Below are 22,448 nucleotides of genomic sequence, written 5' to 3' on the forward strand. Positions count from 1 at the left end.
TATATTTTTCAACAAAAATAAAAGATTTAAATTTACAAGAGATGAAAAAAGGTATACATCCAGAAAATTATAGAATGGTAGCGTTTAAAGATATGTCTAACGGAGATGTTTTCTTAACGCGTTCAACTGCTAATACAAAAGAAACTTTAGAAGTAGATGGTGTTGAATATCCATTAATCAAATTAGAAATTTCAAGAACTTCACATCCTTTCTACACTGGTAAGTCTAAGTTAGTAGATACTGCAGGACGTATTGATAAGTTCAAAAACAAATACGCGAAATTCAAAAAGTAATTTTACGTATTTAATAATATACGAGAAGCTCTGGCTATGTGTCAGGGCTTTTTTTATAGTTAAAATTGTATTTTTGTTCTCAAAAAAATAGAAATGAGAGATACTATCTTATCTGTAGTTTTAGCCATTAATATTCTGTGTGGAGTATTAGTATACTTTATGCCAGATATGGGAAATGTAATATTGTTAACAATAGCAACAGCTATTACTTCATTAGCAATATACGATGCTTTTATTCAAAAGAAACACTCACTTATGAGGGCGTTTCCTGTCATTGCTCGTTTGCGATGGGTTTTTGAAGAAGAGCGTGAAAAAATTCAACAATACTTTATTGAAGATGATTTAAACGGAAAACCAATAAACCGTGAAAAGAGGAGTATTGTTTATCAGCGTTCAAAAAAAGAGATAGAAACTGTTCCTTTTGGTACGCAGCATAACGTATATGCAAAAGGGTATGAGTTTGTAAAACATTCATTATTTCCTAAAGATCATCATCATATTGGTGGAGATAGGGTTATAATAGGGTCAGATAAGTGTTCGCAAAAATACGATGCTTCAATAGTTAACATTTCTGCTATGTCTTTTGGTTCATTAAGTAAGAACGCTATTATGGCGTTGAACCAAGGAGCTAAAATGGGGAATTTTGCACATAATACAGGTGAAGGAGGGATATCTCCTTACCATTTACAAGGTGGAGATTTAATCTTTCAGGTAGGAACAGGCTATTTTGGAGCAGGAAAAAGTGTAGGTGGTAAACGTGTTTTCGATCCAGAGGTTTTTGGGAAAAATGCAGTAAGACCAGAAGTGAAAATGGTTGAAATAAAACTTTCTCAAGGAGCCAAACCTGGTCATGGGGGAATATTACCTGCAAAGAAGAATACAAAAGAAATTGCAGAAATTCGTTCTGTAGAACCTTTTACACGCGTTGATTCGCCACCTGGACACGATGCCTTTTCTAATTTTGAAGAAATGATTGAGTTTATTCAACAAGTTAGAGATTTATCAGGAGGAAAACCGGTAGGAATTAAGTTTTGTGTTGGTGATAATGATGAAATTGAAGCGATGATTAAAGCATTTGCAGATGCGAATAATTATCCTGATTATATAGCTGTTGATGGTGGAGAAGGAGGTACTGGTTCAGCACCTTTAGAATTTTCAAATTACATAGGAACTCCGTTGCTAGAAGGGCTTTCTTTTGTAAATAAAACATTGAAAAAATACGGATTAAAAGGGCAAATAAAGATTATCGCAAGCGGAAAAGCTATTGATGCTTTTGATATCATAAAATACATGGCCTTAGGGGCTGACGCTATTGGAATGGCACGTAGTTTTATGTTAAGTTTAGGATGTATTCAAGCACGTGAGTGTAACTTAGATACATGTCCGGTAGGGGTGGCAACCCAAGAGAAAGATTTGGTAAAAGCCTTGGTTGTTGAGTATAAAAATGTACGTGTAAAGAATTACCACAATAAAACTATTAGTGCGGTTAAAGAAATGACTGCGGCAATGGGAAAAGGGTCTATCACAGAAATTGAATCAAAGCACATTTTTAGGAGAGATAGAGGAGGAGAGATTACTTCGTTAGATAAAATTTATTATCCAGAAGAAGAAGTGTTAATGTATTAAAAACAGTTTGTTGGAGTTTAATTCTCAAACATATCAATTAGAGCGTTATCCAAAAACGTTCGATAAAAGTTTGCGAGCTTGGAGTAATGCCGAACTGTTAGTGCTGGATACTATTGCTGATAGAAACATAGAAACGGTACATGTTTTTAATGATCGTTTCGGGGTGTGGAATTGTGCTTTGCACGATAAAAAAGTCACTACAGTTTGGACGTATGCAAGTCAACAGAAAGCAATTCGTCAAAATTTAGAACTGAATAAATTAGCTGTTGAAGTTGACTATAAAACTCCTTTAGAAGATTTACAGAGTGTTGAGCTGGCACTGATTAAAATTCCGAAGTCGATAGAGTTGTTTGAGTTGTTCTTACAACAAATTCATAAAGCTTCACATGAAAATACTGAAGTAGTTTGTGGATTTATGACTAAATATTTTTCAACTTCTTTTATAAAAGTTGCTGAACAATATTTTGAAGAGGTAAATCAATCAAAGGCCTGGAAAAAAGCACGATTATTAGTGTTGAAATCGCCTAAAAAATCACTTCCGAAGAAAGAATTTATCAATACAATTTCATGGAAAGACAAAACTCTTCAACAATATTACGGAGTATTTTCTTCAGGAAGTATTGATATTGGTACCCAATTTTTTTTAGAGAATTTAGAGTTAAAATCTGACGAGTTAAAAGTGTTGGATGTTGCTTCAGGAAATGGTATTATCGCTTATGAAGTGACGAACCAAAATCCTGATATAGAAGTAACTTTAATAGATGATTTTAACTTAGCTATTGAGTCGTCAAAAATAAACTTAGAAGGAAAAAAAGTACAGTTTGTATGTGATGATACTTTAGAAAAATTAGATAAAAACTCGTTCGATTTAGTAGTGTCAAACCCACCTTTTCATTTTGAACATGAAAATAACATAGAAGTAGCACTCAATCTTTTTAGAGGTGTAGAAAATTGTTTAAAAGCAAACGGAAGATTTTTACTAGTTGCTAATTCGCATCTAAATTATAGTACACATCTAAATCAATTGTTTGCTTCAGTGAGTATATTAAAACAGAATAAAAAGTTTCAAATTATAGAATGTATAAAAAAACGCTAAGAAATTTTCTTAGCGTTTTTTGTTTGATAGAATAATAATTTGATTTTTACCAGTAATACGATAAACCGAACATTAAATCAGTTGAGTTTATATTAAACTGAAATGTGTCAGATTCTCTGTCTGGAAAATTATTTTCATTAAGGTCTGTCTTGGAATATCCTAAGCTACCTATATTAGCTTCTAAGGCAATATTTTTGTTTAAGAAGTAAGTCATTCCTGGTCTAATTCCTATAAAATATTGGTTAGAGTTTCTCTCATTTGGATTAGGTAAGCTATTATCTGAAAATTCAGAGTAATTATAGCTAAATTCTCCTTGTAGCGAAATAGTTAATTTCTTTCCAAGTGGAAAATGTTTTTTGATATAAGGAAAGATTTGGTACGAGTTACCTTTTCCTATTCCATTCCCTGATTCACTTTTTGAATATCCGTAACCTACACCTAAACCTATAATTAAGTTGTCGTTAATGGTGTATCCGACTTTAGGAGAGAAGTTAAAACTAAAGTACTTAGAAGTTTCAGGAGAACCTTCAAACTCATTACTACTTTTTCCAATTGAAAAATTTCCAGCAGTATACCACGTGCCTTTTTCAATAGTTAATTTTTCATTGTCCTTTTTTTCTTGTGCATTAGCAAGCGAAAAAGCAAAAAGCATTGTACACAGTAATAATTTTTTCATAATTAATTTTTCTTTTAAAGCAGCCGAAAGTACTGTTTATAATTTAACCGAATGTTAGCTTAATGAAAAATCATACGAAAATTCCTCTTCAATAATTTGTTCGGTGCAATTTTTTAAATCGCTTACAAATTCATCAATTTGTGCTTTGGTTACATTGGGCATACAAATTACATGAGAAATATCTCCTTCGGTTGCTAATTGCCATTTGTCTTTTATACTTTTCGGAGTTTTTGGTAATACCACAGTAATCGCATTAGGGTTTCTCCAAGCATTTACTCCAATTTTTTGTAATTCAGCTTCGCAATATTCAGCAACAGCTAAACTATGCTTGTAACGTTGCTGTAAACCTTCAATTCCTAATTGCTTTAAGGCATACCATAAAAATAACGGTGAATGCCCATTACGAGAACCTGTAATGGTAGTATCGAACGAACCGATATAAGAAATTCCCTTGGCAATTCTATCTCTGTTAGATCGTTTAGCCATCAGTACTCCAGTAGGAATAGGAGAGCCTATGAATTTATGCCCACTAATAGAAATACTATCTGCACCGTCCATAAAGTCAAAAGGTAAACGAGGTTGCATAAACGGACCAAATGATCCAGCCAAAGCAGCATCACAGTGAATATAATGGTCTTGAATAGCTAGGTTGCTTAATATTCCTTTAATTCTACCTATGTCATCTTTTGCCTCTTTCATGGTTGTGCCAAAAGTAGCCAATACGATTACTGGCTTATGACGATTCATACGAACAGTATTTTCAAAATCTTCATAATCCATTTCACCATTTTCTTGCGATTTAATTACAATACTTGGGATGTTTAATAAATGGATATTCTTTCGAACACTGTAATGTGTAGATTCAGAATAGTATACCATGGCTTTAGGAAACAACTCGCGAGCGATATACAATCCGTATAAATTACTTTCAGAACCACCGTTGGTTACATAGCCCCAAAAATCTTTCGGATTTGCTCTGAATAACTTAGCGAAAAAGGCGATAACCTCACGTTCCATTTCATGAGTTTGTACGCGGTAAGTACCTTGCTCAAAAGGATCACCAAGGTTGTTAATTGGATATTGAAAGAATTTATTTAGTTCAGAATAGTCAAAATCTTTTGATACAGGATACCCTAAAAAAGTATCACGAGCAGTACTTAGTGCTTGCTCTAGTTTATGTAGTTTTTCTTGATTTTCTACTGATAATTTTTGCTCGTTTGCCATGAGTGAAATTTTAAGCGCGCAAAAGTATATTAAACAATAGTATTTGTCATTTAAAAGATTAAAAGTTAGATTATTTTTCTGATAAAAATATTTTAACCGTTAAATAATCTGTTTTGAGTTCTTGAGACTAGTTTTTAATGAAGGATTTTAATCTGAGTTAATAGTTAAGCATAAAAAAAGCTCATCAATTTGATGAGCTTTATAACTTGTAATTTAAATTTGGATAGACCTTAGTTTGCAGCTTTATCAACAACAACACGATTTTCACGATTAGCAACTTCCCAAGCAGTATGGAAAACTAAACGAGCTCTGTTTTCTAACATTTCGTAGTTAATTTTGTCAGGTGTATCGGTTGGTCTATGATAATCAGCATGTGTTCCATTAAAATAAAAAATAATAGGAATGTTATGCTTTGCAAAATTATAGTGGTCTGAACGATAGTAAAAACGATTAGGGTCATTATCATCGTTGTACTTGTAATCTAAGTCGATATTTGTGTATTTCTTGTTCATTGCTTCTGAAATGTTGTGTAACTCAGTACTCAATTTATCAGAACCAATTAAATATACATAGTTTGGGTTTCCTTTATGACGGTCATCAACTCTACCAATCATGTCAATATTTAGGTTGGTAACCGTATTTGCTAATAGGAAAATTGGGTTTTCGGTGTAATACTTAGAACCTAATAATCCTTTTTCTTCACCTGTAACGTGTAAAAATAAAATAGAACGTTTAGGACCTTTACCAGCATCAGCAGCTTGTTTAAAAGCCTCAGCAATTTCTAAAATAGCTACTGTTCCAGAACCGTCGTCGTCAGCACCGTTGTATATTTCACCATTTTTAATACCTTCATGGTCTAAGTGAGCTGAAATAACAATTATTTCGTCTGGTTTTTCAGTTCCTTTGATGAAAGCAAGAACGTTTTCAGAATCTTTTAAAGTCATTCCTCTACGATTACTGCTTAAATATTCAGATGGTACTTCTTGAAAATAATCATCACCACCTAGCGGAGAAGCAATTCCTTGACTTACGTAGAAATCCTTTAAATATTTTACTGCTTTTTTTTGTCCAGGTTCACCAGTATTTCTTCCTTCAAATTCATCGGAAGCATAAATAAATAAGTGCTTACCTAAGTCTTTAGCAGTAATGGTTTTGGCATATTTAGCAGAATAATCAGTGGTAGTATCATTATCGGCACTAGCAGTGTCTTTGCTAGAACCACATGCTACCAATGCAATTGCACCTGCCATGTAAAGTAATTTTTTCATCAATAATTAAGGTTTGTTTAGTTTGATTAGTTTCCAAATGTAACAAAATGTTACAGGGATTCAAATTTAATTTTTCTTAATAACGAATTGTTCTAACGTTTTGTTAAAACTTATAAGTTCTTTCGGAAAAAGTTCTTCAAAAGCATTTTGCTCAATCAATTCCTGAGAAGTTCCAGTGTATAATTGATTTTCTGAAAGTAAGATGAACTCATCTGCTAATTGAATAGCTAGGTTTACTTCGTGTGTAGAAATGATGATAGTTTTACCAGTGTTTTTTACTAGTTTTTTTAGTAATGAAAATACTTTAAAAGTATGGTGTATGTCTAGGTGAGCTGTAGGTTCGTCTAAGATAATAATTTCGGTGTCTTGAGCTAAAGCTCGAGCAATTAATACACGTTGTAGTTGACCGTCACTTAACTCATAAAATCGTTTGTCTTTTATATGGGTGATTTCAGTTTGTTCAATAGCCCAAAGTATTTTTTTTAGGTGCTCTTGAGTAAGTTTGTCAATCCAGTTAGTATAAGGTTGTCGCCCCAATGCAACTAATTCAAAAACGGTAAGTTGACTTAAAGGTAAACGCTCGGTAAGTACTAAGCTTAAACAAGTTGAAAGTTCTTGATTCGAATAAGAAGAAAGTTCTTTTTGGTTAATTTTTACGAGACCTTTCAGTGGTTTTTGAACTTTAGAAAGTGTGCGTAGTAAAGTAGATTTTCCAATCCCGTTTTTACCCAATAATGCAACAAATTTTCCTTTTTCAATTGCAATATTTATGTCTGAAGCAATAACTGTTTGTTGCTTTTTTGACTGATAACCAATGATTAATTGTTCAGTTTGTAGTACGGTATGTTTTTCAGTATTTATCAAAACGACTTATACGTATATTTTCTTTTTTCGAACGAGTAACCAAATTACAATAGGAGCTCCAAACAATGAGGTTATGGCATTAATAGGTAAAGTGTATTCACTCGTTGGTAACTGTGCTATACAGTCGCAAATTAGCAAAACAATTGCTCCAATCAAAGCAGCGGAAGGGAGTAATATTTTGTGGTTTGAGGTTGAAAATAACATTTTAGCTATATGTGGAACTGCTAAACCAACAAAGGCTATAGGGCCAGAAAAAGCGGTGATAACCCCAGTAAGAATACTTGTAATTAGTAAAATGATGTTTCTACTTCTTTTAATGTTTATTCCCAGACTTTGTGCGTAGTTTTCACCTAAAAGAAAACTGTTTAAAGGTTTTATAACCGAAAAAGTTCCGAGTATACCTACAAGATAAATAAGGCCAAAAATAGAAAGTTCTTCCCAAGTTAGGTTCCCTAAACTTCCAAAGCTCCAAAACAAGTATTGTTGTATTTGTTCTGCTTGACTAAAAAAGGCCAGTACACTAATTACTGCCGATGTTAAAGAGCCAAACATTAATCCAATAATAAGTATAGACATGGTGTTTCGAACTCTATTAGCAGCAATAATCACCGCAGACAGTACAAAAAATGACCCAATACTAGCAGCAATTGCCAAAGCCCAATTAGAAAACATAGATGTTAAAAAGAAACCTCCAAAAACGCTAGCTCCTAAAATAAGTAATGCAACACCTAAACTAGCACCAGAAGAAATACCTAAAACAAAAGGGCCTGCTAGCGGGTTTCTAAATAAAGTTTGCATTAACAAACCACTTATAGATAAGCCGGATCCTACTAAAATTGCAGTAATAGCTTTTGGCAAGCGATAGCTTATGATAATGGTTTCCCAACTACTTTTTGATGCAACACCTCCTGATAATAAGTTGAAAATTTCTTTTATCGGGATAGAAACAGAACCTAAACTAATATTGGTAATAAATAAAATAACCAGTAGTACAAACAGGAGTGTAAAATGTGTTGTGTATGTTTTTGATACGTTCAATTAGTTCATTGATTTTAGAAATGAAACTAATTGCTGAATAGCTAATCCTCTATGGCTAATTTTGTTTTTCTCTTCTGCGGTCATTTCAGCAAAAGACTTCTTATAACCTTCGGGTTGAAAAACAGGATCGTAGCCAAAACCTTGCTCACCTTGTTTTTTAGATAAAATTTGTCCCTTACACACGCCGTCAAATAAAAATTGTTCTCCGTTTAAGTTTAAACAAATCGAGGTTCTAAACTGAGCATCTCTATTAGTTTGGTTGTGTAATTCGTTTAAGAGTTTTTGCATGTTGTTTTCTGCATTGGTAGGTTCACCTGCATATCGTGCAGAATACACTCCAGGAGCCCCGTTTAAAGCAGAAACTTCTAAACCTGTGTCATCAGCAAAACAGTTGTAACCGTATTTTTCGCTAATGTGATTGGCTTTAATTTGAGCATTTCCTTCTAAGGTTGTTGCTGTTTCTTCTATATCATCAAAACAATTAATATCCTTTAAAGAAAGTAACTCGATAGTAGTAGGAAGCATTTTTTGTACTTCAGCAAGCTTATTTAGGTTGTTAGTAGCAAAAACTAATTTCATGTATTGGTAATTAACTAAAGCAAATGTATTCAATTTTTATCATCTTTACTGTTGTTTTTCTTATTTGTAGAAGGAATACAGTTGCATAAAGAGTTCACATAGAAAAATAAAAAAGAGGCTTTAAAGCCTCTTTTTTTTATCCTTTAATTTTTGATAATTCAAGTTTTTTAGCGTCTATTTCGTTTTCTATTTTAAGTAAACGAGTTTCGATTTGGCTGATGATAGCTTCTTTTCGTTCGATACTTTCTTTAGAAGTAGAAGCGTCTTTTTTAGCTTCTTCTAGTTTAGATTTCATTTTTGCTAAACCTTCTTTTCCGCTAATTAAAATCTCTTCATTAATGCTAATATCATCTTCAAGATCACTTATTAACGTGTTTTTCTCTTTACTAATGTTTTGCTCCTTAGCTTTAATTTGATTGCTTAATTGTTTTAATTTCTCTTCTTCTAAACGTAAAGCTTCTTGTTCTTTTAAGTAAGCAAGCTCTCTAGCTTTTCTTTCTTCGTCTAATTTTTTACGAGCATCTTCTAATTGTTGTTTCTGTAAAAGAATTTCTTTTTGCTCACTACTAATGTTATCGTCATATACAACCTCAGTATTTTGAGTTGTAGTTTCAACTTTTTCTACAGGTTGCTCTTTTTTTAGTTTTCTAGCTAATTTTCTTTCAAGAGTAGCTAAATCTTTTTTATGTAAATCTATTTGAGAATTTAACTTAGTAAGTCTTTGTTGCATGTTTGCAACGATTTTTTCTTTTCTTTCTACCTCTTGTTTGGTAGCTTTTTTACTCTTTTTAAAACGCTCTAAATTTCCTTTTACACGTTTTAAAGCGGTAACACCACTCATTAAAATTTCTTCATTAGCACTAATTTGGTCTTGTTTGCTCTTAACCTGAGTTTTTAAGGTGTTTATTTCGTCTTGTGCAGAAATTTGTTGTGTGCTAACAAGGGCGATAAAAAAGATTGAAGCTAATAATCTTAATGTTTTCATTTTAATAAGTTTTATTTTTTTTGGGCGCAAAAATACAGCTTCTTACTAAAAGAACATTGTTTTATATGGCTTTTTTGAAAAAGGAAATAATTTACTCGTGATGATACGGTTCGTTACGAAGAATGGTAAATCCACGGTAAATTTGCTCCACAATAAATAGGCGAATCATTTGATGAGAAAAGGTCATTTTTGATAACGATAACTTTCCTTGCGCTTTACTATATACAGCCTCAGAAAAACCATAAGGACCTCCAATAACCAATACCAGTTGTTTAATACCAGAGTTCATTTTCTTTTGTAAGTATTCTGAAAACTCCATTGAAGTATGTTGCTTTCCTTTGTCATCCAATAAAATTAGCTGATCGGTAGCTTGTAGTTTAGACAGAATTAATTCGCCTTCTTTTTCTTTTTGTTGTGCTTCGCTTAGGTTTTTAACGTTTTTAATATCTGGTATTACTTCCAACTCAAACTTTACGTAGTGTTTTAATCGGTTTTGGTATTCGTCAATTAATTGCTGTAACTGTTTATTGTCAGTTTTGCCTATGGCGAGTAGTTTTATTTTCATACGGCAAAATTACGAATGTTTGACAAATTTTAAAGAGATAGCTTTTAGGTTAAAAAACTTGCTTAATAGAGGTGTGTAATAAGCTGCTAAAACAGGTTTACCGTATAATATGAACTATAAAAATACTTTGATATAAAATTTACTTGTTTTTATCTCAGCTCTTTATAGAGCTTAGTTTTTCTCTAATATTTCAATTTTTGGTTTCTCAATTGATATTATATCAATTATGTCGCTTTCAGTCCACAATCTATAATGTTTTCCTTCTTTATCAACCACATCTTTATACCAACCATGACTTTTTTCCACGTATGATAAATAGTCAGATTTTAATATAATTTGAAGAAATCCATTAGTGTCACTTATTTCATTTTTATCAAACATTGTATAAGATTCATCAATTACTTGAAAGTTAATTATGTCATCAAAGTCAAATTCAATTTTAAATTTTTTACTATTTTCTGTAATCACGATCGGTTTTACATTATCAATAGTTCCTTCTCCAATTTTTATTGATTGATTCTCATTTAAAAGAATTCCTTCAGATACGATGAGTTGTAAGCTTTCATTATAATGAAGCTCATCTAAAAATAATGTTTTGCAGTTATCAAGTATTGTTTTCATTTAATTAAGCTCAACGGTTTGTGTAAGGATAGTTGCGTGTGTAAGCAACTAACTTACTAAAAATGGACGAACCAGAGGAAAATCCATAGGATTTTCCGAGTAGGCTAGAACCAAGCAATTATTTTTACACGGTGTTGGCATTAGTTTTTATTCTTTTTCCATTCCGATATAAACTCTTTTGTGTTCTCTATGTATGAAAATAAAATTGTGTCAAATAGACCAAGGTTGTCTTGTTGATTTGTTTTAGATATTTCGGCAATCATCTTTAAACCAACTGGAAAAGTATGTATTGATTTATCTCTAATTCTTTCTTTTAATAGCTTGTATAAATTCACTGAATATAAATCATAATGTTTTTCTAAGTCCAAATATTCGTTTTGAACAACTTTAAAATTCACTTCAATGACCTTTAAAATACTAGCGTTTTTATTGTTAGGGTAGTTAATGGATGATTTGTGTTTTGGGGATGTGTTTAATAGGACATTTTTTAGTTCTTTTTGAGTGATGTTATCTATTGTTAGAGTTTCCTGATCAGTTTGGTAATTCAACTCTTTCAAAATCTGATTTAGGCAATTTTCAATAACGTTTATTTGTGTGTCGAGATTTTCAAGTAGTTTTTTACGTCTTTTTCTTTGTGGTAGGTAGTTTACTACTAAATAAAATATAAAAGCTGCTATATAGCTTAAACAGAGTTTGTTTACTATCTGTCCAACTTCATATGCTTTAAAAAAACATTCTGGCTCATTGGAAAACCAATAAATATGCAAGGTAATGTATGTGATACAAGCAATAAATAATATGGTAAGCAGTAAGGTGTGGTGTTTCTTCATTTTTTAAATTAATGCCAACTCGTTATATGCTAAGTTTAACTTTTGTTATCCCGACAATAGCAAGGGATATCACAAATAAAGGATAGCAATTTTATAGGTTATCAAATATAGCAAAACCAGTATTTTATCAAAAGTAAAGTTATTAACGAGTGTTAATTAATTGTGCAATTCCTGCGAACCTAATACAATGTGTGTATACATTCTTACGGGATTCCATAAATCCTTTTAATAATCTATCTATACGGAGGTCCTGCAATCCAACCCACAATAGATTTACGAACCCCTTTGGTAATAGGAGTTACGCGATGCATCATAAAAGAAGGAAAAACAATGATGGTACCTTTCTCTCTAGGAGCACTTACAATTTTTTGATTCAGCATAAACTGTAAATCACCACCTTCATATTCATCAGGGTCAGATAATTGCATGGAAATACTTAGTTTTCTATCAGAAATTTCACCTGCACCAAAATCCAAATGCCAATCAAAAAAGTCACCCTCAGTATAGCTAGCCAATTGTAAATTATTGTGAAAACCTAACAAATCAAACCAATATCGTTCGTTATTACACTGAATAGCCAAACCCGCCAATCGGTTGTATATCCATTCAGTTTCAGGCGTGTTTTCAATAAACATTACATCGCTTTTTCTAAGCTCATCATCGTAGGTGTCTGCTCCGCTAAGCGTAGCCTTAATTTTTTGATTTTCATTCCATAAATTCAAAATTCTATCAGTTTCATGCGGAAGAAATAAACCGTTGTAATGCACAAATTCAGCAAAATTATGTTTTAACGGAAGACCAAAAGGATAGTTTATAGCCATGATATAAGAGTAGTTATAAGTTGAAAGAAAATTTGTTTTTCTTTATAACAATTAGGTTTTAAAGATAGCAAACTATAAAAAAGTAAAGAAGAAAATTAAAAGATGGTCGTGAAAGCAAGTATTTTAATCAAGAGTGTCAAATTGTTTGTAAAGAAGTGGTGAAAATTACCAGAATAATAAGCTGCGAACCCAAAACAGAGAACTAAAAATAATTGTATTTTTACGTCAATAATTCAATACTATGATTTCACAAGAACAATTTAATAAAGAGTTAGATTTAATTATAGCAAATGCTATTAGAGAAGATATAGGCGATGGCGATCACACATCATTATCATGCATACCTGCTGATGCAACAGGAAAAGCAAAATTATTAGTAAAAGACGAAGGTATAATAGCCGGAGTAGAATTTGCTAAAATGGTGTTTGCTTATGTGGATCCTGAGTTAGAAGTTGAAACATTAATAAATGATGGTGAAAAAGTGAAGTATGGAGATATTGTTTTTTATGTATCAGGAAAATCGCAGTCTATTTTAATGGCAGAACGTTTGGTGCTAAACGCAATGCAACGTATGAGTGCTATTGCAACCAAAACTAAGTTTTTTGCTAATTTGTTAGAAGGAACCAAAACCAAGGTGTTAGATACCCGTAAAACCACACCAGGAATTCGTGCTTTAGAAAAATGGGCGGTAAAAATAGGTGGTGGTGAAAACCATCGATTCGCTTTATACGATATGGTAATGATTAAAGACAATCACATCGATTTTGCAGGCGGAATTACACAAGCAATAACTAAGACTAAGAAATACCTAGCGGAAAAAGGACTAGATATTAAAATTATTGTAGAAGCACGTAGCCTAGAAGAAATTGAAGAGATTATACAAAACGAAGGTGTGTACAGAATTTTGATAGACAACTTTAATTATGAAGATACCCGTAAGGCGGTAGCTATGATAGGAGAGCAATGTTTAACAGAATCTTCTGGAGGAATCAACGAAAAAACCATTAGAGAATATGCAGAGTGTGGGGTTGATTTTATCTCATCAGGAGCCTTAACACATTCGGTTTACAATATGGATTTAAGCTTAAAAGCTGTTGATTAATATAACTTAATACATCATGAAAAAACAACTATTCCTCATAGCAACACTAGTAGTGGCTATGTCGTGTAAAACAGAGCAAACTAAAAAAGAAACCACTTCAAACATGGTAGAAAATCCATTATTAGTAAAAAGTTCTTTAGATTTTGGAGCACCAGATTTTACTAAAATAAAGAACGAACACTTTATGCCTGCAATTTTAAAAGGTATGGAAGTTCAAAATGAAGAGATTGCTAAAATTGTAGCAAACACTGAAGCTCCAACTTTTGAAAATACAATTGTAGCGTTAGAGGAAAGTAGCAAAACATTAGACAATGCTACGGCTGTTTTTTATGCATTAGCAGGAGCTCATACGAACGATACGATTAAAGACAATCAAAAAGAATTAGCGCCTAAGTTTTCTAAACACAACGATGAAATTTTATTAAACACTAAGTTGTTTGAAAAAATTAAAGCGGTACACGATAATGTAGAAAATTTAGAGTTGGATGCTGAGTCTAAACACTTGGTAAAAGAGTATTACAAAAACTTTGTAAAAGCAGGAGCTAACTTATCTGAAGAAAAGAAAAACGAGTTAAAAGAAATCAATGCAGAATTAGCAAGTTTATCTAACGACTTCGGAAAGAAGTTATTAGACGCGAGTAAAAAAGGAGGGTTAACAGTTACCGATAAAGAACAGTTAAAAGGACTTTCAGAAGAAACAATTAAAGGTTTAGAAAAAGACGGGAAGTATGAAATCCAATTAATCAACACTACACAACAACCGTTATTACAAACGTTAGAAAATAGAGAAGTTCGTAAAGAATTGTTTGAAAAATCAATTCACAGAACTGATGCGGGTGATTATAACACAAGCGACTTGGTAAAGAAAATGGCTTTGTTACGTGCTAAAAAAGCGCAAATCTTAGGTTTTGACAACTTTGCAAGCTGGAGTTTACAAGGAACAATGGCATCTACACCAGATAAAGTTTTTGAAATGTTCAACGGATTAATTCCAGGTTCATTAGCAAAAGTAGCTGCTGAAACGAAAGAAATTCAAGCAGAAATCAATAAAGAAGGAAACGATTTTACCTTAGCACCATACGATTGGAATCATTTTGCTGAAAAAGTACGTAAGTCTAAATACAACTTAAATGAAGACGAGGTAAAACCATACTTTGAGTTAACCAACGTATTAGAAAAAGGAGTGTTTTACGCTGCTACAAAATTATACGGAATCACCTTTAAAAAGCGTACCGACATTCCTACCTATCATCCAGATGTAGTAGTGTATGAAATCTTTGAAGAAGACGGAAGCAAGCTAGGATTATTCTACGGAGATTTCTTTGCAAGAGACAGTAAGCGCGGTGGTGCGTGGATGGGAGCTTTTGTAAAGCAATCGAAATTAAGAGGACAAAAACCAGTAATTTACAATGTTTGTAATTACCCAAAACCAGCAGAAGGAGAACCAGCATTAATCAGTTTTGATAATGTAGAAACTACGTTCCATGAGTTCGGACACGCGTTACATGGTTTATTCGGAAATCAAAAATATGCATCAATTTCAGGAACAAGTACTGCAAGAGACTTTGTAGAGTTTCCATCGCAGTTCAATGAAAACTGGTCAACACATCCAGAGGTGTTAAATAACTACGCTTTACATTATAAAACAGGAGAAGTGATTCCAGATGCGTTATTACAAAAAATTAAGAATGCAGGAACGTTCAATCAAGGGTATTCAATTATTGAAAACTTAGCATCTTCTAATTTAGATATGCAATGGCACACCATATCAGCAGATACGAACATTGAAGATGTAGCTAAATTTGAAGAAGAAGCGTTAGCTAAAATGAAGTTAAAGATTGATGAGGTACCACCAAGATACCGTTCAACATATTTCGCACATATTTTTAACGGAGGATACGGTGCAGGGTACTACTCGTATTTATGGACAGAAATGTTAAGTCATGATGCCTACGACTGGTTTAAAAACAACGGATTGTTAACCAGAGAAAACGGTCAGAAGTTTAGAGAACAAATCTTATCGAAAGGAAATACGATGGACTATGCAGAAATGTATAAAGTTTTTGCAGGAAGAGATCCGCAAGCTGAACCAATGTTAAAAGCGAGAGGATTACAATAAATGAATGATTTCTTTGACAACGAAACATTTACAAAAGTTGATTTTACACTAACAAAAATCAACAAAGGAGAATATGACAGCTGTACGTTTGAGAATTGCAATTTCGAGAACGTACATGCTTCAAATATCGAATTTTTAGAGTGTGAGTTTATCAACTGTAATTTTAGTAATACAGTGGTAAACCACACTTTTTTTAAAGATTGCACTTTTGAAAACTGTAAAATGGTTGGGGTAAAGTTTAATGAATGCAACAACTTTTTGCTAGAAATGAGCTTTCATAATTGCCAGCTAAACTTATCTTCGTTTTACCAATTAAAAATTCCCGCTACAAAATTTGTAAATTGTAATCTGCAAGAAGTAGATTTTACGGAAGCTGATGTAAACAAAAGCCTTTTTGAAGAGTGTGATTTAAAAGGAGCAATTTTTGATCAGACGAATTTAGAAAAAGCAGATCTTATAACTGCCACTAATTTTGCGATCGATCCTGAAAATAATAGCATTAAAAAAGCTAAATTTTCCAATGAAAACATTGTAGGATTATTGTATAAGTATGATATTGTGGTGGAGTAAAGTTTGAAAGTAAAAAAGTAGCAGAGTAACAAAGTGAAAAAGTAAAAATAAATGACAAAACCTATAGAAGATAACCTTGAAAAGATTCCAGTAATAAACTGGTTGGTAGCCTTCGGGAAAAAGATTAAAATTCCAGGGTTAGAAGGAATGTCTTTGTATGATGTACTTGAAATGTATGTTATTGGTATTGTAAAAGGAGCATTAACAACAAGGGCAGGAGGTATTGCTTTTAGTTTCTTTATGGCAATCTTTCCATTTTTATTATTCATTTTAACACTTATCCCATATATCCCAATTGAAGGTTTTCAAGAAGGGCTACTTTCATTAATGCAAGAAGCATTACCGCCTAAAACCTTTGAAGCGGTAGATCTTGTTATAAAAGATATTATTAACAATCAATATGGCGGATTGTTATCGTTTGGTTTCTTTGCTTCTATTTTTTTAATGACGAATGGTGTAAATGCCATTTTTGGCGGATTTGAATATTCGTACCATGTCAAAGAAATGAGAAGTGTTTTTAAAGCCTATATTATTTCTTTAGGAGTATCGTTACTCATGTCTTTTTTCTTAATTGTAACGGTAACTTTGATTATTTTTTATCAAATAGCGTTGACAAGAATCCATAAGTTTGGATGGTTAAATACAGGAGATTTAGATTTGTTTTACTACGGAAGAGGTTTCTTGTTTCTTGTTATGATTTTTACCATTGTATCGCTACTTTTTAGATACGGAACCAAACAAGGTAAAGATGTAAAATTCTTTTCTCCGGGCGCTATTTTAACCACTGTTGTTTCAATGTTTACATTCTACTTATTCGGAATTTACGTGGTAAAATTTGCTCAGTATAACCAATTATATGGTTCAATAGGAACCTTATTAATTTTGATGCTTTTCGTATGGTTAAACGCAATTATTCTACTCTTAGGTTTTGAGTTAAATGCTACGATTTACCGTTTAAAGCGTAAAAATAAAGCGAGAGCTAAATAATATTTTTCTTCATATTTTTTCGGATATTTGCAGGCTAAAACGCAAATCAAATTAGGAATTAACAATTACAAATTGTCAATTAATTCATAATTATAAATATACTTTAGTACTTAGTGTAACTAACGACTAAGAGCTAACGACTAAAAACTAATAAAATGAAACCAGGAATCCCAAAAGGAACAAGAGATTTTTCATCAACAGAAGTAGCAAAAAGAAATTACATTTTTAATACGATTAAACATTCGTTTGAAAATTTCGGATTTCAACCTATTGAAACGCCAAGTTTTGAAAATTCTGAAACTTTAATGGGAAAATATGGTGAAGAGGGAGATCGTTTGATTTTTAAAATCTTGAATTCAGGGGACTATTTGAAAGATGTAAGAAGAAATGTTATAGAAGCAGTAACTATTTCAAGTGTTTTTAATTCATTATTAGATTTGCTTATAGAGGCACAAAAGAGAGAAGAAGGAAACATAGACCCCTTTTTTGATAATCTTGATTTAGTTTTTAGTCAGATTAAGAATATAAAAGAAGACCAAAAAACTTTTTTTAAAACTTTTTTTACAGATAATAAGGAAGATGTGAAGAGTTCATTGGAATTGTTTTTTAGTGAAGAAGTTTTTGAAAAAGATTTAATCTTTGAGTTGATTCCATTTAGAGAAAGACTTTACAAAAAACTTTTTTCAAAACATATTGATGAAATAAAAGTTTTAGACTCAAAAAAAAATACATCTTTAATTTCTGAAAAAGCATTACGTTACGATTTAACGGTGCCGTTTGCACGTTACGTAGTACAACACCAAAACGAAATTACATTCCCGTTTAAACGTTACCAAATTCAACCAGTTTGGAGAGCGGATAGACCTCAAAAAGGACGTTTCCGTGAGTTTTATCAATGTGATGCCGATGTAGTAGGAAGTACTTCATTATGGCAAGAAGTTGAGTTTGTTCAATTATATGATACCGTTTTTAGTAAGTTAGGCTTAAATGGTACGACTATCAAAATCAATAACCGAAAAATCTTATCTGGAATTGCTGAGGTAATCGGAGCATCAGACAAGTTGATTGATTTTACAGTGGCTTTAGATAAGTTAGATAAAATAGGAAAAGACGGTGTGGTTAAGGAGATGTTGGAGAAAGGAATTTCTGCTGAAGCTATTGAAAAAGTACAACCGTTATTCAATTTCTCTGGAAGCAATCAAGATAAGTTAGCTTCTTTAGAGGCTATGTTACAAGGATCGGAAGAAGGATTACAAGGAGTGGCTGATTTAAAAACTGTGGTTGATAGTGTTGAAAGCATTGGATTAGATTCTGCAAGTTTAGAGTTAGATGTAACCTTAGCTCGCGGATTGAACTATTACACAGGTGCTATTTACGAAGTAGCAGCGCCAGAAGGTGTAAAGATGGGATCTATCGGAGGTGGTGGTCGTTATGATGACTTAACAGGAATCTTCGGGTTAAAAGACGTTTCTGGAGTAGGAATTTCTTTCGGATTAGACAGGATCTATTTGGTAATGGAAGAATTAGGCCTTTTTGAAGCGGTAGAATTACCAAAACCAAAAGTATTGTTTTTAAATTTTGATGAAAACGAGAGTTTAGAAAAGGTAAAAATTATAAAAACATTACGTAGTAATGACATAAAGGCAGAGATGTATCCTGATGTTGCAACTAGTAATAATCAACAAAAAAAGCAGTGGAAATACGCTATAAATAGAGAAATTGAGTTTGTAGTAACTACTATTGAAAACGGTACACTTGTTGTTAAAGATATGGTGGTTGGAGAGCAAACTACTTGTTCTTTAGACGAATTGATAAATAAAGTGCAGTAAATTACCAACAATGTTGTAAATTTGCGCCCTACTAATTTTTAGATAGAAATGTTTGAAGTGAACAGCAACAAAATGAATGACGATAGAATAGACGAAATAGGAGAGAACCACATCGGTACGTCGGCAAAAACACCTTTACGTGCAGATGCTTTCGATATTTCTGACAAAGAAAAAATTGAGAAAATTCAAGAGAGTGTTAGAGAAATTCTTGAAACTTTAGGAATGGATTTAACAGACGACAGTATGAAAGGTACTCCTAAAAGAGTAGCTAAAGCTTTCGTGAATGAGTTGTTTATGGGATTAAATCCTGAAAACAAACCAGAGCCTTCTACATTTGACAATACCTATAAGTATGGTGAAATGTTAGTTGAAAAAAATATCATCGTGTACTCAACTTGTGAGCATCACTTATTACCAATTATTGGTAGAGCTCATGTGGCGTACATTTCAAATGGTAAAGTAATCGGTTTATCTAAAATGAATCGTATTGTAGAGTATTATGCTAAGCGTCCGCAGGTACAAGAGCGTTTAACGATGCAAGTAGTACAAGCAATGCAAGAAGCATTAGGAACGCAAGATGTTGCTTGTGTTATTGACGCTAAACATTTATGTGTTAACTCACGTGGTATTAAAGATATTGAAAGTAGTACAGTAACTGCTGAGTTTGGCGGAGCATTTAAAAACAAAGAAACCAAGCGTGAATTCTTAGATTACATAAAATTAAACACTGATTTTCAATAGAAAATAAGTTGTGAATAAATAAAAAAGCTCATTCGAAAGAATGAGCTTTTTTATTTTATGCTTTTGCTTTAAATCTCTTATATCCAGTAAAAAAGAAGAATAAACTAAAGATAATTTTTATACCTAAATAAAAATATTTATCAGTTGTAGTCCAAGAGAAAAGCAACTTGTATATCTCTTTGTTTTCTAAAAATTGAGCAACACCATCAAATAGTATAACTAAACCAAATATAAGATAAAAATAGGGCATTACTTTATTCATTATTGAACAGGGATTTTAATTTCGTATAATTTTCTACTCTTATTATTTAATTTGTTTTCTCTTAACCAAGAGTTGTGTAGTTTTAAATCTTTATAGGTAGTACCAAACTTTTTAGCAAACAAAGCAATGTTGGTAATCGCTGTATCTACTTTTACAGTGTAAGTTTCAGGTAACGTGTATAAATCTTCTTTATCGAATGTAAAACCGTATTTTTCTGGATTTGTGATAATTTCTTTTAAGGCTAAAATTCTGAATACATATCGTTCAGTTTCGTCAGGTAATAAAGCATCGTAATAACTTGTTACTCCTTGCTCATCTAATCTTTTAGAAACACCGTAGTTTCCTGCATTATAAGCTGCAGCAGCAAGTGTCCAAGAACCAAAACGTTCTTTTGATTTTTTTAAATATTCAGCAGCTACTTCTGTAGACTTTTCAATATGATAACGTTCGTCTACATTGTTGTTAATTTCTAACCCATATTCTCTACCTGTTTGCTTCATAAAGTGCCACATACCTGCAGCTCCTACATTAGAAGTTTCATCGATAAAACCACTTTCAGCTAAGGCTAAAAACTTAAAGTCATCAGGTAACCCATGTTTTTTTAATAATGGTTCTAAGATAGGGAAGTACTTGTTGGCACGTTTTATTAGTAGCAATCCGTTAGACTGCCAATAGGTGTTTACTAATAATTCACGATCCATTCGTTCTTTAATGTCTGGTTTCTCTAACGGAACACGTTCTCCTGCTAAATTTAAATCGTTAGGTAGTTTTAAAGCTTTGACTTCATAGGTTTCAGCTACATTTTTAATAGTTGGTTCGTTAGTTTTACTAATAGTATTGGTAAATAAAATTCCTACGAATACTATAGCTATAATTGATAAAAAGCGGATTGATTTATTCATTTTTTCTTTAGTTTTTGTTGAAATTGGGGTCTGGTATTTAATCCATCAAAAAACATTCCTTTTCCAATATTTTAGAAATAGTTTTTGCTTTGTTCAGTATCATCACATGCGTGCCATTCTCAATTTCAATAGAGTTTTTAATATATTTAATAGGAAAAACTTCGTCTTTTTTTCCATGAATATGAGTTATATCTTTTAGTGGTTCTTTTTGCTGCCAATGTAACACGTTGTATATAGCCCATTGCAAATAATCTTTATCTCTTATTGATAAATATATTTTATAAAGTTCTGCTCTTTTTTTTAAATAATCATTGAAAAAATAGTGTTCATAATTTTCAATGTTTGCAATAACTTTTGAAGGGAAAAGTTTATAGGCTTTTGTTAGTTGAGCTAGTCTTAAACGTTTTGGAAGTTCTTTATTACTTTTAATACTAGAAATAATAATTACCTTTTTGCAATCAATAATTTTACTCATCTCCTGTACCATAATACCTCCAAAAGAAACCCCAATTAATATAGAGTTTTTATGTTGGATTTTAGCACACAAACGTTGCGCATATTCTTGAATAGTTTCATTGATAGAAGTAGGTATAAGCCAATCTAAAAAATGTAATTCAAAATGTTCTTCTGGTAAAGAAATGCGCTCAAATATTTTGGTATTGGCAGCTAAACCAGGAACAAAATATAAGTGAGTTTTTGGCATTATTCAAAAAACTTTTTTTCTAATAAAATACCGTCTATATACTCATGGACATCAATAAGTTCATCAGGAATATCTTTCCATAAACGAATTAAGACTTGTTTTCCGTCATGTACAATATAGGTACTAGATAAATCAGGGATTTTAGGGTTGCTATAAACATCTTTAAAACTAGCAAAATCCTTTTTAGTAAGCTTATCATTCAACTCTTGCAGTTGTTCTTTTGACAGTGTAAATTTTTGTATCCCTTTTACCAGTACATATTCCATTCCGTTGTAAACAACATTTCCTTCTTTATCAATAGAAACAGAATATACAGGGCAATCACCAAAGCAAGGAGTTTTGATAATTCTTAAAAGATTATTTTTTTCTTCGGAAATGATGTTAGTTAATTTTTCTTCTGTGTTAGCATCAATCAATCTAAATTCACCACTTTCCTGTAGTTTATTAATCCAAAATTCACGCTTTCCCTCAGGAACTTCAATAATACTTATTTTTGAAGCATCTGTTTCATAAGCCATTTTGCTCCAAGTTAAACCGCTGTTTTTTATAAGTGATTTTACATCATCAATACTTTTAGCGTTTTTAAGAACAACAATTAGCTCGTTTTGAGAAATTGTAGGCTTTGTAACTTCTTCTTCAATAGTGATCTCTTTTTCAGTTGGCTCAGCTAGTTTAGTTTCAGAACTTTTTTTAGGGATACTACAAGAAATTCCTAAAACTAAGAAGGAATATAAAAGATATTTCATA

At 32.1% G+C, this 22,448-nt stretch carries 24 protein-coding genes; 9 read left to right on the plus strand and 15 right to left on the minus strand.

Annotated features, from left to right (window positions below):
- Nucleotides 1-41: 41 nt before the first annotated feature.
- From ACKTSU_RS03880 to ACKTSU_RS03890, 3 genes are all read left to right on the plus strand, one after another.
- A complete protein-coding gene (locus ACKTSU_RS03880) occupies nucleotides 42-293 on the plus strand; it encodes a type B 50S ribosomal protein L31 (RefSeq protein ID WP_133537019.1) in 252 nt (83 codons plus the stop codon).
- Between the two features lie 93 nt (nucleotides 294-386).
- Nucleotides 387-1,919: an FMN-binding glutamate synthase family protein gene (locus ACKTSU_RS03885; RefSeq protein ID WP_408035031.1), complete on the plus strand. Its 1,533-nt coding sequence runs from the start codon at nucleotides 387-389 to the stop codon at nucleotides 1,917-1,919.
- Nucleotides 1,920-1,929: 10 nt separating this feature from the next.
- Nucleotides 1,930-3,015, plus strand: coding sequence for a class I SAM-dependent methyltransferase (locus ACKTSU_RS03890; RefSeq protein ID WP_408035032.1), 1,086 nt, complete (start codon nucleotides 1,930-1,932; stop codon nucleotides 3,013-3,015).
- A 46-nt stretch (nucleotides 3,016-3,061) separates the two neighbouring features.
- Here ACKTSU_RS03890 and ACKTSU_RS03895 read toward each other — a convergent pair whose 3' ends face one another.
- The 11 genes from ACKTSU_RS03895 to ACKTSU_RS03945 all read right to left on the minus strand — a co-directional run bounded on the left by ACKTSU_RS03895 (nucleotide 3,062) and on the right by ACKTSU_RS03945 (nucleotide 12,486).
- Nucleotides 3,062-3,691 (minus strand): outer membrane beta-barrel protein, encoded by a 630-nt coding sequence (locus ACKTSU_RS03895; protein WP_408035033.1) that lies wholly within the window; start codon nucleotides 3,689-3,691, stop codon nucleotides 3,062-3,064.
- A 54-nt stretch (nucleotides 3,692-3,745) separates the two neighbouring features.
- Nucleotides 3,746-4,915 (minus strand): histidine decarboxylase, encoded by a 1,170-nt coding sequence (locus ACKTSU_RS03900; RefSeq protein WP_408035034.1) that lies wholly within the window; start codon nucleotides 4,913-4,915, stop codon nucleotides 3,746-3,748.
- A 230-nt stretch (nucleotides 4,916-5,145) separates the two neighbouring features.
- Entirely contained in the window at nucleotides 5,146-6,183 is a 1,038-nt protein-coding gene (locus ACKTSU_RS03905) for a M28 family metallopeptidase (protein ID WP_408035035.1), read from the minus strand.
- Between the two features lie 66 nt (nucleotides 6,184-6,249).
- Nucleotides 6,250-7,047: an ABC transporter ATP-binding protein gene (locus ACKTSU_RS03910; protein ID WP_408035037.1), complete on the minus strand. Its 798-nt coding sequence runs from the start codon at nucleotides 7,045-7,047 to the stop codon at nucleotides 6,250-6,252.
- A gap of 6 nt (nucleotides 7,048-7,053) precedes the next feature.
- Complete coding sequence (locus ACKTSU_RS03915) at nucleotides 7,054-8,085, minus strand: FecCD family ABC transporter permease (protein WP_408035039.1); 1,032 nt, start codon at nucleotides 8,083-8,085, stop codon at nucleotides 7,054-7,056.
- Nucleotides 8,086-8,664, minus strand: a complete 579-nt coding sequence (locus ACKTSU_RS03920; protein WP_408035041.1) for a non-canonical purine NTP diphosphatase — start codon at nucleotides 8,662-8,664, stop codon at nucleotides 8,086-8,088.
- Between the two features lie 136 nt (nucleotides 8,665-8,800).
- The gene (locus ACKTSU_RS03925; RefSeq protein ID WP_408035043.1) at nucleotides 8,801-9,649 is read right to left on the minus strand and encodes a coiled-coil domain-containing protein; all 849 of its coding nucleotides are present in this window, start codon (nucleotides 9,647-9,649) and stop codon (nucleotides 8,801-8,803) included.
- Nucleotides 9,650-9,740: 91 nt separating this feature from the next.
- The gene (rlmH, locus tag ACKTSU_RS03930; protein WP_408035045.1) at nucleotides 9,741-10,214 is read right to left on the minus strand and encodes a 23S rRNA (pseudouridine(1915)-N(3))-methyltransferase RlmH; all 474 of its coding nucleotides are present in this window, start codon (nucleotides 10,212-10,214) and stop codon (nucleotides 9,741-9,743) included.
- Between the two features lie 171 nt (nucleotides 10,215-10,385).
- Nucleotides 10,386-10,835, minus strand: coding sequence for a hypothetical protein (locus ACKTSU_RS03935; RefSeq protein WP_408035047.1), 450 nt, complete (start codon nucleotides 10,833-10,835; stop codon nucleotides 10,386-10,388).
- A gap of 140 nt (nucleotides 10,836-10,975) precedes the next feature.
- Nucleotides 10,976-11,665 carry a hypothetical protein gene (locus ACKTSU_RS03940; protein ID WP_408035048.1) on the minus strand — a complete coding sequence of 230 codons (690 nt, stop codon included), beginning with the start codon at nucleotides 11,663-11,665 and terminating at the stop codon, nucleotides 10,976-10,978.
- 233 nt (nucleotides 11,666-11,898) lie between these two features.
- A complete protein-coding gene (locus ACKTSU_RS03945; protein WP_408035049.1) occupies nucleotides 11,899-12,486 on the minus strand; it encodes a 2OG-Fe(II) oxygenase in 588 nt (195 codons plus the stop codon).
- Nucleotides 12,487-12,727: 241 nt separating this feature from the next.
- Here ACKTSU_RS03945 and nadC point away from each other — a divergent pair, with 241 nt between their 5' ends.
- The 6 genes from nadC to folE all read left to right on the plus strand — a co-directional run bounded on the left by nadC (nucleotide 12,728) and on the right by folE (nucleotide 19,834).
- The gene (gene nadC, locus ACKTSU_RS03950) at nucleotides 12,728-13,588 is read left to right on the plus strand and encodes a carboxylating nicotinate-nucleotide diphosphorylase (protein WP_408035050.1); all 861 of its coding nucleotides are present in this window, start codon (nucleotides 12,728-12,730) and stop codon (nucleotides 13,586-13,588) included.
- Nucleotides 13,589-13,604: 16 nt separating this feature from the next.
- Nucleotides 13,605-15,707, plus strand: a complete 2,103-nt coding sequence (locus tag ACKTSU_RS03955; protein ID WP_408035051.1) for a M3 family metallopeptidase — start codon at nucleotides 13,605-13,607, stop codon at nucleotides 15,705-15,707.
- Nucleotides 15,708-16,277, plus strand: a complete 570-nt coding sequence (locus tag ACKTSU_RS03960; protein WP_408035052.1) for a pentapeptide repeat-containing protein — start codon at nucleotides 15,708-15,710, stop codon at nucleotides 16,275-16,277.
- A gap of 51 nt (nucleotides 16,278-16,328) precedes the next feature.
- The gene (locus ACKTSU_RS03965) at nucleotides 16,329-17,264 is read left to right on the plus strand and encodes a YihY/virulence factor BrkB family protein (RefSeq protein WP_408035053.1); all 936 of its coding nucleotides are present in this window, start codon (nucleotides 16,329-16,331) and stop codon (nucleotides 17,262-17,264) included.
- A gap of 155 nt (nucleotides 17,265-17,419) precedes the next feature.
- Nucleotides 17,420-19,093 (plus strand): histidine--tRNA ligase, encoded by a 1,674-nt coding sequence (gene hisS / locus ACKTSU_RS03970; RefSeq protein WP_408035054.1) that lies wholly within the window; start codon nucleotides 17,420-17,422, stop codon nucleotides 19,091-19,093.
- Nucleotides 19,094-19,165: 72 nt separating this feature from the next.
- Nucleotides 19,166-19,834 carry a GTP cyclohydrolase I FolE gene (folE, locus tag ACKTSU_RS03975; protein WP_408035055.1) on the plus strand — a complete coding sequence of 223 codons (669 nt, stop codon included), beginning with the start codon at nucleotides 19,166-19,168 and terminating at the stop codon, nucleotides 19,832-19,834.
- A gap of 55 nt (nucleotides 19,835-19,889) precedes the next feature.
- Here folE and ACKTSU_RS03980 read toward each other — a convergent pair whose 3' ends face one another.
- The 4 genes from ACKTSU_RS03980 to ACKTSU_RS03995 are packed head-to-tail and all read right to left on the minus strand — an operon-like array spanning nucleotide 19,890 to nucleotide 22,447.
- Nucleotides 19,890-20,096: a hypothetical protein gene (locus tag ACKTSU_RS03980; RefSeq protein ID WP_408035056.1), complete on the minus strand. Its 207-nt coding sequence runs from the start codon at nucleotides 20,094-20,096 to the stop codon at nucleotides 19,890-19,892.
- A complete protein-coding gene (locus ACKTSU_RS03985) occupies nucleotides 20,096-20,998 on the minus strand; it encodes a lytic transglycosylase domain-containing protein (RefSeq protein WP_408035057.1) in 903 nt (300 codons plus the stop codon). The genes ACKTSU_RS03980 and ACKTSU_RS03985 overlap by 1 nt, the downstream gene beginning before the upstream one ends.
- A gap of 37 nt (nucleotides 20,999-21,035) precedes the next feature.
- Nucleotides 21,036-21,701, minus strand: a complete 666-nt coding sequence (locus tag ACKTSU_RS03990) for an alpha/beta hydrolase family protein (RefSeq protein ID WP_408035058.1) — start codon at nucleotides 21,699-21,701, stop codon at nucleotides 21,036-21,038.
- A complete protein-coding gene (locus ACKTSU_RS03995; RefSeq protein ID WP_408035060.1) occupies nucleotides 21,701-22,447 on the minus strand; it encodes a DUF6438 domain-containing protein in 747 nt (248 codons plus the stop codon). The genes ACKTSU_RS03990 and ACKTSU_RS03995 overlap by 1 nt, the downstream gene beginning before the upstream one ends.
- Nucleotide 22,448 lies beyond the last annotated feature (1 nt).

This window comes from Tenacibaculum aestuarii, from assembly GCF_964510395.1.
GTDB lineage: Bacteria > Bacteroidota > Bacteroidia > Flavobacteriales > Flavobacteriaceae > Polaribacter > Polaribacter aestuarii.

Excerpts from the sequence above, each read along its gene's own strand:
- hisS (WP_408035054.1), top strand. The coding sequence starts at position 17,420 with ATGAAACCAGGAATCCCAAAAGGAACAAGAGATTTTTCATCAACAGAA.
- ACKTSU_RS03960 (WP_408035052.1), top strand. The coding sequence starts at position 15,708 with ATGAATGATTTCTTTGACAACGAAACATTTACAAAAGTTGATTTTACA.
- ACKTSU_RS03900 (WP_408035034.1), bottom strand. The coding sequence starts at position 4,915 with ATGGCAAACGAGCAAAAATTATCAGTAGAAAATCAAGAAAAACTACAT.
- ACKTSU_RS03920 (WP_408035041.1), bottom strand. The coding sequence starts at position 8,664 with ATGAAATTAGTTTTTGCTACTAACAACCTAAATAAGCTTGCTGAAGTA.
- ACKTSU_RS03955 (WP_408035051.1), top strand. The coding sequence starts at position 13,605 with ATGAAAAAACAACTATTCCTCATAGCAACACTAGTAGTGGCTATGTCG.
- ACKTSU_RS03940 (WP_408035048.1), bottom strand. The coding sequence starts at position 11,665 with ATGAAGAAACACCACACCTTACTGCTTACCATATTATTTATTGCTTGT.
- ACKTSU_RS03905 (WP_408035035.1), bottom strand. The coding sequence starts at position 6,183 with ATGAAAAAATTACTTTACATGGCAGGTGCAATTGCATTGGTAGCATGT.
- rlmH (WP_408035045.1), bottom strand. The coding sequence starts at position 10,214 with ATGAAAATAAAACTACTCGCCATAGGCAAAACTGACAATAAACAGTTA.
- ACKTSU_RS03990 (WP_408035058.1), bottom strand. The coding sequence starts at position 21,701 with ATGCCAAAAACTCACTTATATTTTGTTCCTGGTTTAGCTGCCAATACC.
- ACKTSU_RS03995 (WP_408035060.1), bottom strand. The coding sequence starts at position 22,447 with ATGAAATATCTTTTATATTCCTTCTTAGTTTTAGGAATTTCTTGTAGT.
- nadC (WP_408035050.1), top strand. The coding sequence starts at position 12,728 with ATGATTTCACAAGAACAATTTAATAAAGAGTTAGATTTAATTATAGCA.
- ACKTSU_RS03880 (WP_133537019.1), top strand. The coding sequence starts at position 42 with ATGAAAAAAGGTATACATCCAGAAAATTATAGAATGGTAGCGTTTAAA.
- ACKTSU_RS03965 (WP_408035053.1), top strand. The coding sequence starts at position 16,329 with ATGACAAAACCTATAGAAGATAACCTTGAAAAGATTCCAGTAATAAAC.
- folE (WP_408035055.1), top strand. The coding sequence starts at position 19,166 with ATGAATGACGATAGAATAGACGAAATAGGAGAGAACCACATCGGTACG.
- ACKTSU_RS03985 (WP_408035057.1), bottom strand. The coding sequence starts at position 20,998 with ATGAATAAATCAATCCGCTTTTTATCAATTATAGCTATAGTATTCGTA.
- ACKTSU_RS03885 (WP_408035031.1), top strand. The coding sequence starts at position 387 with ATGAGAGATACTATCTTATCTGTAGTTTTAGCCATTAATATTCTGTGT.
- ACKTSU_RS03895 (WP_408035033.1), bottom strand. The coding sequence starts at position 3,691 with ATGAAAAAATTATTACTGTGTACAATGCTTTTTGCTTTTTCGCTTGCT.
- ACKTSU_RS03945 (WP_408035049.1), bottom strand. The coding sequence starts at position 12,486 with ATGGCTATAAACTATCCTTTTGGTCTTCCGTTAAAACATAATTTTGCT.
- ACKTSU_RS03925 (WP_408035043.1), bottom strand. The coding sequence starts at position 9,649 with ATGAAAACATTAAGATTATTAGCTTCAATCTTTTTTATCGCCCTTGTT.
- ACKTSU_RS03935 (WP_408035047.1), bottom strand. The coding sequence starts at position 10,835 with ATGAAAACAATACTTGATAACTGCAAAACATTATTTTTAGATGAGCTT.
- ACKTSU_RS03980 (WP_408035056.1), bottom strand. The coding sequence starts at position 20,096 with ATGAATAAAGTAATGCCCTATTTTTATCTTATATTTGGTTTAGTTATA.